Genomic DNA, 13,755 nt, shown 5'->3' with positions numbered 1-13,755 from the left:
GCAGAAGCGGCAATCTGCGTCGCATGAGCGTTATGACAGACTGCCGCACTGTGTTATTTACGAGTGGTCACGTACCAAGCATTAATTTCGTCGTAGCTCGTTTGTCCACCGGCTTTTTTGTATTTATCCGTAAAGGCATCGAAGCCTGTAAGCTGTTCGCCGCCAACAATGATCTTGACCGCATAGTCGTTGACCATTTGGTTAAGCTGTGCATTTTCCTTGGAGTAATTCGGGAAGTAAGGTGCTAATCCCAGCGGGTTCTGCTTGAACACTTCTGGCTTTTGTAATTTGTTCAGAAACTCCCAGCCCTTGTAGAGTCGATCATCTTTGCGTACGCGAGCCTGCCAGTAGATCGGATATTTGGCTTCGTCGATACCGGTCAAATAGTTGCTGGCCGTTCCTCGCTCGTCATTGAAGATAGGCAAAATCGGGTAATAATTTCCGTCTTTCACGGTATGGTGCGTGCCCTCTACGCCGATCGCCATGTTTTTGAACGTAGCTGGGTCCAACTTGGCGTCCATCCACTTGATCGCATCTTCCGGATGTTTAGACGCTTTCGGTATGAATGTCAACCGATCGAATCCCGATGATTGTGCCAGACCTGCCTGGCCGTTCTTGCCAATCAATGCCGGAATGTAGGCATAGGTGGCATTCGGGAAGTTTTTCTTCAGTGCATCATCAATCGTTGGGATGTCAGCCCAATGCAACACGATCGCACCCGCTTTGCCGTTTGTAAACTTCTCTTTCACCGTTGCATCCTTGTTAATCGCAAACTCTTGATCCAGCAAGCCTTGCTTATAAAGATCAGTCATATAAGTCAAATATTCCTTAAGCGCAGGATTCATCGCACGGGGGACCAGCTTACCGTTCACATCGTTCCAATCGTTGACCATGCCGAAGGCACCTACAAGGTTGTCAACCAATGGATTGTCACCCTTGATAGACATCGGAATATTTTTAGCTCCGTTACCACCAGGATCCTTCTCTTTAAACGCCTTGAGGACAACCGTCAGCTCGTCAAGTGTCGTTGGTACTTTCAGCCCCAACTTATCCAACCAATCCTTTCGGATCATCAGGCTCGTGCCAACGGATTCAAGGGTTCGCGTCGGAATCGCATAGATTTTCCCGTCGACTTTGGCCATTTCCAGTGTCTCTTTGGACAACGAGGCTTTGATGTTTTTACCGTACTTTTCAATGAGCGGAGTGAGATCGACCAACGCACCTTTTTTGGCATAATCGGCATAGATCGCTTTGGAACTGCTGTCCCCAGCTGTCGAGACAATATCATAAGGTTCCGAAGAAGCAATGAGCAGATTGAGTTTGTCCTCCGGTTTATCGACCGGGAGGGCTTCGTAATTGACTTTGTACCCGGTCTTCTCTTCCAGCATTGCGGCGATTGGATCTTTAGCGAAGTTAGGAGCCAAACGCATAAGCGCTTTCAGTTCAGGCTTTGGTCCAGCTGTCGCTGGCTGTGTGGATGGGGCTGGCGTTGGGGAGCTGCTAGTCTCTCCTCCGCTACTTGTACCACAAGCGGTAAGCAGCATCAGACTGACTGCGACAGGGAGTGCAGCCCATTTCATTGTTTTCTTCATTTTTTTAAACCCTCCTATATATGATGTGAAATATATCATTAAGCAGCGGTGGATTCCGCCGGCGTTAATGCAGCATTAGCCTTTGACGGAACCAATCAATACACCCTTAATAAAATATTTCTGAAGGAACGGATAGACGAGAAGGATAGGCACGGTAGAGGCCACTACGGTAGCGGCGCGAATACTTTCTGGTGACATATTCATCAGATCGTCTGCCGACTTGTTGAGCGCGTTCGCCGTATCGTTCTCCATTACGATATCGCGCAGATGCAGTTGAAGCGTTTTCAATAAGGGATCACTAATGTACAGCATCGGACTGAAGTAATCGTTCCAAAAGCCTACAGCATAGAACAAGGCGATCGCAGCGAGTACAGGCATACTAAGCGGTAAAATGATACGGAACAAAATCACATACGTTTTGGCTCCATCCATTCGCGCCGATTCTTCAAGTGCTTCGGGAAGTCCTTCATAATAGCTCTTGATGACCAGCATGTTGAACACACTAATCATGGCAGGTAAAATGAGCGACCATAAATTGTTTAACAAATGCAGATCGCGAATTAGCAGGTAATTCGGAATAAGTCCTCCGTTAAATAGCATCGTGAAAACGAACAAGACCATAATTCCCGAGATACCGGGCAAATGCCTCTTAGATAGCGGATAGGCTGTAATGGCGGTCACCACTATGCTCAATAGGGTCCCAACGACGGTCACGATGACCGAAATAGCGAATGCCCGGCCAAATGCATAAGAGGTTGCGACTTTTAGGAGCGTATCCAGCTGAAAGCCTACCGGCAGCAGATTCACACGTCCCGATACAAGCGCCCAGTCCGAGCTGACGGATTTGGAGAATACGTGGATCATCGGCAATAACGTAATTAGGCCTAACACGATCATGAAGCCGTAGACGAAACTATCTAATACCCAGTCGCTGAATGTTCTTTTACGAATTTGCATGTCAGGCCTCCCTACCATATTCCGCGGTTCAGCGTTTTTTTGCTGAGCCAGTTGCCGGAGATGATGAGAATAAAGCCAACGACCGAATTGAAAAGGCCGACTGCTGTGCTGAAGCTGTAATCCATCTTTCCGAGACCTATTCGGTAAACAAACGTACCGATCACATCACCGGATGCGTAGACAGTAGGGTTATACATGGTCAGGATCTGCTCTGTGCCTGCATCCAGCACCATACCAAGGCGGAGAATGAGCATCAGGATAATCGTTGGCACTATGCCGGGAAGCGAGATATGCCACATCTGCTGCAAGCGATTCGCACCGTCGATGGAAGCCGCCTCATACTGCTCCTGCTCGACACTCGCTAAGGCAGCGATGAAGATGATCGCGTTCCAGCCGATCTCCTTCCAGCCTGCCGTGAACACGACGACGCTTCTAAATACGTGGTTGTCCATAAAAAAACGTATGGATTCGCCGCCGAACCAATGGATGACTGTATTAACAAGTCCGTCAGAAGGGGACAAGATCGTCATGAACAAGCCAGAGATTATGACCCAGGATAAGAAGTGAGGCATGTAGATAATCGTCTGGATGGTTCGTTTGAACGCTGGGAACCGAATTTCGTTTAGCAGCAGCGCGATCAGGATCGGTATCGGAAACAGCAACACAATTTTGTAAATACTGATGAGCAATGTATTCGTGAACACTTGCATAAATTCTGCCGATTGCATGAGCTTTCGGAACTGCTCCAATCCGACCCATTGGCTGCCTCTGATCCCCTCAAAAATGTTGAAGTCTTGAAAAGCGATTAAGACTCCGTACATCGGTGTGTATTTGAACAACAGCAATAGGATCAGCCCGGGCACCAAAAGTACATACGTATCGAGGTTCCGCCATACCCTTCGCCATCTGCCTTCTCGCTTGCGAGAAAGCCTGGTCTGCTCTGCCTTCCCATTCAAATGTGTGATGATTTCGCTCATATTGTGGTTGCACCTCCTGCACTTATGCCTTAATTGTACCTACAGGAGAATGCGTCATGTAGAGGGTAATCCGACACTTTCTAGTCCTATCCTACTTACTTTGTTCCTCTTGCATCGCCTTGAGACGAACGCTCACCTCAGTGCCTTCCCCTAGACGTGAACGGACTGTCAGTCCATAATCGGAACCAGCCATAAGCTTGATTCTCTCGTTCACATTGTATAGACCATACGAGCTGCCGCTTCCTTCCGTTTGCAGCAAAGAGCGCGAAGACGACAATAGACTGGAAGCAAGTTGCTCGTCCATGCCAATCCCATTATCTTGGATGGTAATTTCGAGCACGTCTCCACACCGCTTCGCGTGAATGTGAATGATTCCGATTTTCCCTTTATTTTTGCGTATGCCGTGGAGCAGCGCATTCTCAACGATGGGTTGCAGCGTCAGCTTCGGAATGACACAACGACTCGCCTCCGAATCCGCTTTAATGACGAACTCAAATGTGGAAGGGAAGCGGTTCTGTTGAATTTCTAAATAGACTCTCGCGAGCTCAAGCTCATCCACTACGAAGACATGATCCTTCCCTTTATTCAGGCTAAGCCGAAAATAATCAGACAGACTCTCAATCAGGTGGCTAATATCATCGGCTTCGCGAGAAATCGCCAACCAATTAATGGTATCCAGCGTATTATAGAGGAAATGCGGATTGATCTGCGCTTGCAGCGCACGTAGTTCAGCCTCTCGCTCCAGCATTTTCGAACGGTAGGCCTCCTCCATCAAATCCTTCACGCGATGCACCAAATGATCGACAACTCGCTCAAGTAACCGAAAGTCGCCTCCCGGCTCCTCCAGCCCTTCAACACCTTCCGTGCGGATCGTCTTGACGACCGATTTGATTCGACGGTTCATCCCATTAATAACAAACGCCAATAACATGAACACAAGGATCAAAAACATGATCGTCATGCCAACGACCGTCGCGATGCCAGACCACTGACTTAATGTGGTTGTGCGATGGGTCAGGTCAGTCTTGGGCACCTCCAGCACGAGACGCCAATCCGCAGCTCGGATGGGTGCACGCACTTCAAACACGTCTACACCGTTTTCAGACCGTTTGATGATTCCTTCATCAGATTCACTCGCAAGGGTAGTCTTGGTGCCGATGACCGATTGCTCCGCGCTGTAAATGATAGTCCCACTGCGATCCACGATATATACACGACTTTGTGCTGGAAAATTAAGCTCGGAAATTATGTCAGAGAGCATCTTCTCAGGAACGTCAAGCATAAGCACACCCAGACTCTGAGCAAAATTTCGCGGATGTCTCAGCAATCGCGCACAGGAAAGAATCCGTGCTGATCCCGAGTCCAGATAGTTTTCTTCGTAGATGCCCGTCCACACGATACTGCCGCTAGCGTTCATGACCTCATTGGTCCATGGGCGATCTTTTAAGCTATCTAGCGGAAAAAGATTCAATAAATCGAATCCGTATAAATTCCCCGGATCGGTAAAAACTCGCGCCCTGACAATGTCTGGTGCCGATTGCACCGATTCTAGCAAATTGCGCAGCTCCTTTGACTGCGCGATGCGCTCGATAATTGGAGAAGCGGGATCCAAATTTTCATACAGTTTATTGTTCATAAAGATAGAATTGGAGGAATTCACTACATAGTTGAGCCGCGAGCTTAAATTAATACCTGCCTGTTTCAACGTCTGCTGCATGGTCTGGGTCACCTCCTCCTGCAAAATCCGGGAGGATTGTTCATAATACACGAACAACATCACACATACGGGCAGGAAAATCATCAGACCGTAGGCAAGCATCCACCTTCTGGCCGCTACAACGCCTTCCCACAAATTAGAGGGACGAATCCTTCTTTTTTGCAAAACCCCACTCACTGGATCAACCCCTTTTGAATGCTAAACACTTTATCTCCTATTGTTGATCCCGATAAGCGCTTGGCGTAAGCCCGGTCATCTTCTTGAACAGCTTGCTGAAATAGCTTGGATCCGTATAGCCGACCAGCTCGCACACTTCGTAGAATTTGATGCGAGGATCTGCCAGCAATTCCTTTGCTTTCGCAATACGGACTTTCATCAAATATTCGTAAATCGTCTCGCCAGTCTCCTGCTTGAACAATAAACTGACGTAAGTCTGACTGAGGTAAACGTAAGCAGCGATCTCAGCGATGGCCAAATTCTTGGCGTAATTCTCGGAAATAAACTTCTGAATCTGTTCAATCACATTACTCGATCGTCCGCTCCGCTTCTCCTGAATCCAGCAGCATATGCGATATAGGTAATCGCTTACAAAGGTTTTTAACTCATCCATCGTTTCCAGTTTCAGGAGTCGATCTAGCGCCAACGCTTCCTCCTCTTCTTTCTCGTGGGTAAGCAAATTAAGGTCAAGCAGCAACCTGCCGGCGAGAGCGATCATTTGCAGTCCAACCTGCCTGCCATATTTAAAGCCATCCTTGCGAAATTGCGCCAGTGGCTCGAGAATGCTTTCCATTTCCAACTCCAATGGTTGCTTTTCCCCCGATTTCAGCACGGATATCAGTCGCTCAATCTGACTGCTATCGAACCGAATCGGACTGGCAGCGCCAACTTCTAAACTGTCCATCGTGATCACTTGATTCTTGCCCATGTACCACTTTTGGTCCGCCGCATCGCGTGCATGCCGGAAAGATGCTGGAAGCATCCGAATCGAATCGGCACGTTCGCCTACTCCAATCGTAACGCTAATATTCAGCCAGCGCTTCAGATTGTCGCGAATTTCCTCTGCCAGCAAGAGCAGCGTTGCTTCCGGGTCTTTCATCGGATCATCAAGCACTAACAGTCCAACGAACTCAGCCGCTCTGTTCTCAAAAGCATACCCATGCAGGTACTGATCAATCAGTTCTTGAACCACGTTCAAGAGTGAGTACGACAACAACTGCTTGTCCCTCTCCGAACGATTACCTAGAACTTCCCTTGCATCGTCAATGGTTATAACGAGTACGAGATATGGTGTTTCAAGCGGCAGTTCCAGATTGAGAAACGAAGCTCTTTCCCGCAGCACCTCTGGCTTTGCCTCCCCATCTTGGATCAACGCCATCAAAAATTTCTCCCTAAGCAGTGGCATACTCTGGGTCAATTTGACCTCCATGTCTTTCAGGCGCTGCCGCTCCTTCTCTTCCGCACGCAAGTCTCGTACGACACCTTCAATCACCTTTTGGAGCTCCGTTCGTTTGACTGGTTTGAAAATATAATCGGCAGCATGAACCTGCAAGGCCGAACGCAACAGGTTGGCTTCATTGTGGCCACTGATAAATACGATTTTCGTCTCAGGAAGCCGCTCTCGAATCTCCCTCGACATTCGTATACCGTCCATGACCGGCATCATCACATCCGTCAGCACGATATCTGGTTTCACTCGCTCGATCAATTCTAATCCCGTATCTCCATCATCTGCAGTTCCGGCAAGAAAAATCCCATAGTTACTCCACTCCACGAATTTGCTGAGCCCTCCCCGGACTGCAGGCTCATCATCGACGATGACCAATTTATACATAATGCAAGTCTCCTTGTTAGAAATTGAAGGAATATATCGAATAGACATACAGAAATAACCTTCTATCGTTGCACATACCTTCTTCTATTATAAGAGTTTTTGGGAAAATGCTGCAGGGGGGATCCTACTATTTCTGGTCTGATATGACTGTTGTGATATTTCAAAAATTAGAAAACGGAGCCTGCAAATCTGCATCTGCGGCGCTCCGTTTAAGTTGTTTCAGAATGGATTAGAATGTAAAGAAATCCACGATAGAAATGGCTAAACTAATTATTCATTGCTTCTTATCAGCAATAGGAGCCATCAGTTAAAGCCCGCTGATTGTTTCAAATGCTTTATATAACGGTAACGGATCAGTAAAAAGTACAGGAATTGCGCGGCAAGGAAAACGACGCAGACCGTAATGGCCGAATGTATCACCGGCGAGTGAAGCAGGTTATGCAGCGCGTAAAGAGCTACCGAGCTGTGAATGAGCGCGACCGCAAGCGGTACGAAAAACAACAGCGCCATCTGTAGATTCGCCACCTTCTCCAGCTCCTTGTCCGTCAACCCGATCTTCGTTATGGAACGGTACTTCATCTTGTCATCGTTCAGGTCGGTAAACAGCCGGAAATATAGAAAGCTTCCCGATGCAATAAAAAATACGCAACTGACGAACAATCCTACGAAAAGCATCAGATTATAGGTCCGCTTCATCTGTTCCTCCAGATAGGCAGCAGATACGAACCAAAAACCGGAGGTTTGTGCATTTCCGAGCTCATGAGCGATGGCCTCCCCCGTGTCCGCCGTTGAATCGGCGCTGTCCGTATCGTACGCGGTTAACAGCTGATCTTTTCTCGGATTGCCAAACGAATCAAGTATCCGATCCGGAACGATCAACAGCGGTTCATCGACAATGGGAGGCGTGACGGCTTTTCCGATGGTTTGTTTCATGCTGAGTGTAAGCGATGTTCCCTTTACTGACCACTCCTGTTCCGGAAACGGCCGGTTTTTCATGGTCCAAATGGCCGCAGCTTCATTTCCTTGCAGCGACAGGATCGGGTAATCCAAGGCATTGGCAAGTTGGGTATATTCGGACAAGCGGATAAAGTTCAATGATTGTCCATCTATCGAATCGAAATTCGCAATATGGATGGACCATGTATCATAACGAATTCCACGTTCTTTGAGCACTTGCTCGATTATTCTCGTTTGAGAAGCTGCTTGCTTAGCCTCGCCGGTGGTTTGAATGTAAGTATAGGCGAACGGGTACGCATCCGAGATTTGTTTGTGGATGGTTTCCAGAAATCCCATCAAGCCGCCCATGGCGCAGATGGCAACTGTCGAAACGATCGTCACGAGAAAGAACATGCGGGCGTTGTCCTTCATGCGGTAAGCCATGTCAGAAAAAACGAGCACATTCGTTTTGTGCAAAAAGACAGAGCGGTTGCTTCTTAAAGTGCGCATCACAAACACGCTCAACTGTGTGTACAACAAGTAAATACCGATGATGACGATGACCGTGACCGGCAAAAGAGCGAAAACGACCGTGACGCCTTTGGCCATGAACGATATGATGTATCCGGTAAGAAGAAGGCAGAACGCTGTAATTGAAAGAAAAACGGATGATTTAGGTTCCGGCTTCGGTTTGGCACCGCCTTTCAGCAGATCGATCGGCTTGCTGGCCCGTACGAATGCGGCAGTGAACGCGGAGATGAAGAGAAACAACAGCACGAATGCGGTCAGTGTGAGCAAAATTGCTTTGCTTGGCATGTAGTATGGCAGCGGGCTCATCTGCATCACATCCGCTCCGATCATCATGAATAGCCTGGCGAACAGCATACCGGCGGCAAGACCTGCCACAATGGAAGCGAAACCGATCAGCATGTTTTCGATAAAGACGATTCCTCGCAGTTGATTGTAGGTCATGCCGTGCATGATGAGGACGCCGAATTCCCGTTTGCGGGATTTCAAGAAGGCACTGACGGAGTAGAATACGAAAAAGATGGAGAACACATAGACGATATATTCCGCAACCCTCATTGCCTGAACCGCCGACCAATTAAATCCGGAATTTCGAATGGCAGGGTGAAAAATAAAAACAGCGTACATGAAAAAGATCATCACCGAAAACGTGCTGCTCAGAAAAAAAGCAGCATACGTCCGTTTGTTCCTGCTAACATTGCGGAAGGCAAATTGTCGCAACGTCATTTATTGGCCCTCCCGACCTATTACCGTAATGGTCATCATGGACGGGATAATGCGGGAACTCCCCTTAATTGACACGATGCGGTGAAAGCTCATGTGCATTCCCTCCCATTAGTGAAAGCATATTAATAATCTGTTGGAAGAAGGCCTGCCGGTTGTCCCCCCGGTAAAATTCATTGTAGAGCCGACCATCCTTGATGAATACGACCCGGTGACAGTAGCTAGCCGCGAGAGCGTCATGGGTAACCAGCAGTATGGTCGTATGATCGGTATGGTTGATGGCCTCCATCGTTTCCATGACATCACGTGAGGATTTGGAATCGAGATTCCCCGTCGGCTCATCGGCCAACAGCAGCGAAGGGGAATGAATGATAGCCCTTGCAATGGCGGCTCTCTGCCGTTGCCCTCCCGACACTTCATAGGTTCGTTTATTCAGAATTTGGGTGATCCCCAATTTTTCGGCCACCCTATGAAGCTTGGCGTCCATCTCCTTCACGCTTTTCCCATCCAGCGTAAGAGGGAGAATGATATTTTCTCCGATGGTCAGCGTATCAAGCAAATTAAAATCCTGAAAGACAAAGCCCAGCTTCCGTCTGCGGAACAGGGCCAGATCGTGTTTGGATAATAAATGGGGGTTTTCTCCATTAATCAACACTTCCCCGGAGGTAGGCGTGTCGATTGTGGATACTACGTTTAGCAGGGTTGTTTTGCCGCTGCCTGAAGGACCCATAATGCCGACAAACTCGCCTTTCTCGACAACCAGGTTCATGTCGCTCATCGCCTTATACGCGATGCTGCCATCATACACTTTTCCCAGATTGCGCACGATTAACATATCCATATCAAGCACTCTTCCTTTCATACGGTTGGAATTTCGAATTTCCAAGGCTCTCGCATAATCATAACCGATCCTGGGTTCGCTATCCCATCGATTATCCTTAAACAAATCTTACAATGCTGTAAGAAAAAAGCATGTTCATGGAGCTTGAACATGCACGATCCCCATCCATATACGAACTGTCGTTCCTTTTCCCTGCTCGGATTCCAGCTCGACGTGATGATCAAGCCGCGAAGCGATCTCCCGAACCAGGTAGAGGCCCATGCCGGTGGATTCGCCGAAACGTCTTCCGTTTTCCCCTGTAAAATAAGCGTCGAAAACTCGCTTGATATCCTGTTTCGGGATTCCAACGCCGTTATCCCGAATCTCAAGAGCGACTCGCTGTCCTTGCACCTCAGAGGTAATCATGACCCGGCTGCTTGCGCCGGCCGAATACCGTACCGCATTGGAAATTAATTGGCCTAGGGCGAATGCAAGCCACTTGTCATCGGACATAACCATCAATCGGTCATCTAGGTGGATTTCCGGGAAGACCTTGTTGCGGATAAATAAATTTTTGTGTTCCGCCGCCACTTTCCCGACCAACTGACGAAGATGCACCGGCTCCGCCACGAAATCCTGTTCGAACGCATCCAATCGTGAGGTATACAGCACCGTGTCGAGCCCCTTCTTCAGCTTGTCTATTTCCTCTCGCATGCTGTCAAAGAAGGGGTCGGTTTCTTGCTGAACCGCAAGGTGCATAACAGATAGCGGTGTTTTCATCTGGTGCACCCACTGATTAATAAAAGTGATATGATCGTTTAGTTTCTTTCGGTATCGCCCCATATCGTTCTGATGAAGTCGATACTTCCCCTGCAGCAGATGCCCAAGTGCATCCGCAAGCGGTGCGTTCCCGATAAATTCGGCCGATTCGTCAATTGAAGGAAGAGGACGAGTCAGTCTCTGATAAAATCGATAATGGCGGATATAACGGTACATTAAATAAAAAGCGAACAAGGCCGTATTTAACATGCAGATGTACACAAGGTCGAAGGTATTTCGGAAACCGGATAAGCGGCACATATAAACAGTCAGCAGAAGCTGTGCGACATACATGAACATTAACGGAACATGCTCTCTCCAAAACAGCCTCATGGCTCCTCCCTCCAGAAAGGCCGCAGTTTATACCCGGCACCCCGTACGGTTTCCAACGCTCCTTCAATGCCGAGCTCGGCTAATTTTTTACGGATGCGCGTGATATTGACATTAAGCGTATTGTCATCAACTACCTGTTGACCGTCCCACATCTTGTCTAGAAGCCAATCGCGGCTGACTACCTTCGCGCTGCTTTCCATCAGCGTTTCCATTAGCAAGGATTCTTTATGACTGAGATCTACGGTTTTGCCGGATAAGGTCAGCTCAAACCTTTCGGGATACAACACGAGTCCTTTGCATTCCACGATCCGTTCCCTCTTGCCCAGGGCGTATGAGCCGTAAGCGCGACGAAGCTGGCTCTTGATCTTGGCCATTACCACATCATAATCGAAAGGCTTGGCGATATAATCGTCCGCCCCGTTCTCCAGTGCCATGACCTGCTCCATCTTGCCGTCGCGGGCGGAGATAAACAGAATCGGGCAGGTGGAGACCGTTCGGATTTGTCTGCACCAGTAATAGCCGTCATAACGGGGCAGATTGACGTCCAACAGCACGAGATCCGGACGAATGCCCTGGAAAACCTCCATAACTCGGTCGAACTCTTGTACCGCTTCAGCTTGATATCCGTATTTTTCCATATATGATTGAAGCAAATGCGCTAGCTTAAGATCGTCTTCTACAATCAGGATACTAAACATAGGACTTGACTCCTTTTCTGATTTCCATTGCAATCTATTATAACCTTAAGAGATACTCTTTCAAGCCAAAATAAACGGCTACGCCGTCCTTCAAGGACGGGAGCGTTTATCTAGAAATATAAGAAAATTTAGTACGTGAAACTTATAAAGTCTTATATTTTGAAAAGAATCCGTCTTACGAGTCCTCCAATACCGCAAGATCGAATTACAAAGTTGTAAGGTAGATGTAAGGCAAATCGATAGCTTAGGCCAGCCTGGCAGGATAAGATTGGAACAAACGAACATAGTATTTTTTTAAAAGGAGAATCGAGATGAGGCTGTTTGAACTGTTGCTTTTTTTGTCAAATATCGGGTTGTTTGCATTAACAGTCCTATTAAAAAAAGGACGGCGTAGAATTCCAGTATTTGTTGCAAGCGGGATCGCCACACTTTTATTGGTCATTCATTGGACGGTGGAAGGATACAGAGTTCAGCTATTGCTTCCATATGGCATAACGATCATTTTTTTAGCCATTTCAGGTTATAACTTTTTAAAAAAAACCGACCCTAAAAAAATCCCGCGATTCATATTGGCTTCAGCTTATACCGCTATAGCGATAATGCTGGTCGTAACAGCGTGTCTCATGTATGCTTTTCCAGTATTTAAACTACCTCAACCAACAGGCGAATTTAAGGTGGGAACGCAAGCTTTTCATTTCGTGGATACAAATAGAGAAGAGATTTTCGACGAGACCAGAGATGGTAAGAGAGAATTGATGGTTCAGGTCTGGTATCCGGCTCAAGCTAGCACCGGTAAATACGCTCCCTTTATTCCCGATACCCAGATTTTACGTTATATGGCCGCGAACTATGGCCTTCCCGGGTTTACTTTACAACACCTGAAGTACGTATCTAGTCATGCTTATCCGGGGGCCGAAATCTCTTCGGCACAAACCTCATACCCGCTGATCCTTGCGAATCCCGGCTTCGGCTCTTCCAGGTTCCTCCACACATCGCAAGCCGAAAATCTCGCAAGTCACGGATATATCGTGGCCGTGATTGACCACACCTACAATACATTTGCAACCAAGTTTCCAGACGGTCGAATCACGACAATCCAAACCAATGACTTATTCTCACCCGACCATGATTACCGGACAGAAAGTGGAAATCGCGACAAGTTGGGAAAAGTGTTAACCGACGATGTGGCGTATATACTGGACCAATTCGAACTCATCCAATCGGGGCAGATGCCAAGTCAGCTAAAAGGGAGAATTGATCTCGGTCATGTCGGGGTGTTTGGTCATTCCATCGGCGGAGCGACGGCCTATGACGCTTCTTACGATCCGCGAATCGCTGTTGGAATAGACCTGGACGGAGGGCTTTATCGTCTGCGTGACAGAGATGGTTTGCGAAAGCCGTTTTTGTTTATGAACTCGGAAAGTGAATTCAAAAGATTAAAGATGGTGATGGATAACCACGTCTACACGGAGGCAGAGCTTAAACGGATGGGCAACACGAGAGAATGGATGGATCAAGTAACGGAAGACAAAAAGGTAGAACTTGAACGAATGCGCCAATCGGTCGATTCTGGGGGACAATTCCTCTATATCGGAAATTCGGAGCATTTGAATTTCACCGACGTACAGTTCATTTCTCCGATTTTCAAAATGCTAGGCATCACAGGAAAGATCGCACCCGAAAGAGCGAACTCCGTTATCAATGCCTATATGCTGGATTTCTTCGATAGGTATCTGAAAAATCAAGGCGGAATCTTAATGAAAGGACCGGATAGCCGCTATCCGGAGGTGAAGTTCGGAACCTCGCTATTATAAATTACGGAAT

General features: G+C 47.7%; 10 protein-coding genes. 1 reads left to right on the top strand and 9 read right to left on the bottom strand.

Features of this window, described 5'->3' with window-relative positions; translation table 11 throughout:
- Positions 1-53: 53 nt before the first annotated feature.
- The 9 genes from A8709_RS24955 to A8709_RS24915 form a co-directional block, all read right to left on the bottom strand.
- On the bottom strand, positions 54-1,592 hold the full coding sequence (locus A8709_RS24955; RefSeq protein WP_065856239.1) for an extracellular solute-binding protein: 1,539 nt from the start codon (positions 1,590-1,592) through the stop codon (positions 54-56).
- Positions 1,593-1,667: 75 nt separating this feature from the next.
- The gene (locus tag A8709_RS24950) at positions 1,668-2,549 is read right to left on the bottom strand and encodes a carbohydrate ABC transporter permease (RefSeq protein WP_141692643.1); all 882 of its coding nucleotides are present in this window, start codon (positions 2,547-2,549) and stop codon (positions 1,668-1,670) included.
- Between the two features lie 11 nt (positions 2,550-2,560).
- Positions 2,561-3,526, bottom strand: a complete 966-nt coding sequence (locus tag A8709_RS24945; protein WP_065856235.1) for an ABC transporter permease — start codon at positions 3,524-3,526, stop codon at positions 2,561-2,563.
- Positions 3,527-3,617: 91 nt separating this feature from the next.
- Positions 3,618-5,408, bottom strand: coding sequence for a sensor histidine kinase (locus A8709_RS24940; RefSeq protein WP_141692642.1), 1,791 nt, complete (start codon positions 5,406-5,408; stop codon positions 3,618-3,620).
- A gap of 49 nt (positions 5,409-5,457) precedes the next feature.
- Complete coding sequence (locus tag A8709_RS24935; RefSeq protein WP_065856231.1) at positions 5,458-7,074, bottom strand: response regulator; 1,617 nt, start codon at positions 7,072-7,074, stop codon at positions 5,458-5,460.
- Positions 7,075-7,377: 303 nt separating this feature from the next.
- On the bottom strand, positions 7,378-9,264 hold the full coding sequence (locus A8709_RS24930; RefSeq protein WP_065856229.1) for an FtsX-like permease family protein: 1,887 nt from the start codon (positions 9,262-9,264) through the stop codon (positions 7,378-7,380).
- 64 nt (positions 9,265-9,328) lie between these two features.
- Positions 9,329-10,102 (bottom strand): ABC transporter ATP-binding protein, encoded by a 774-nt coding sequence (locus A8709_RS24925; RefSeq protein ID WP_065856226.1) that lies wholly within the window; start codon positions 10,100-10,102, stop codon positions 9,329-9,331.
- 135 nt (positions 10,103-10,237) lie between these two features.
- The gene (locus A8709_RS24920; RefSeq protein WP_065856225.1) at positions 10,238-11,233 is read right to left on the bottom strand and encodes a sensor histidine kinase; all 996 of its coding nucleotides are present in this window, start codon (positions 11,231-11,233) and stop codon (positions 10,238-10,240) included.
- Positions 11,230-11,931, bottom strand: coding sequence for a response regulator transcription factor (locus A8709_RS24915; protein WP_065856223.1), 702 nt, complete (start codon positions 11,929-11,931; stop codon positions 11,230-11,232). The genes A8709_RS24920 and A8709_RS24915 overlap by 4 nt, the downstream gene beginning before the upstream one ends.
- A gap of 311 nt (positions 11,932-12,242) precedes the next feature.
- Between A8709_RS24915 and A8709_RS24910 the strand changes: the two genes are divergently transcribed.
- Positions 12,243-13,745, top strand: coding sequence for an alpha/beta hydrolase family protein (locus A8709_RS24910; RefSeq protein WP_065856220.1), 1,503 nt, complete (start codon positions 12,243-12,245; stop codon positions 13,743-13,745).
- Positions 13,746-13,755 lie beyond the last annotated feature (10 nt).

The sequence above is a fragment of the Paenibacillus pectinilyticus genome (genome assembly GCF_001700435.1).
Classification (GTDB): Bacteria; Bacillota; Bacilli; order Paenibacillales; family NBRC-103111; genus Paenibacillus_E; species Paenibacillus_E pectinilyticus.
The sequence above is the reverse complement of the archived record's forward strand: the minus strand, read 5'-3'. Positions and strand labels throughout refer to the sequence as shown.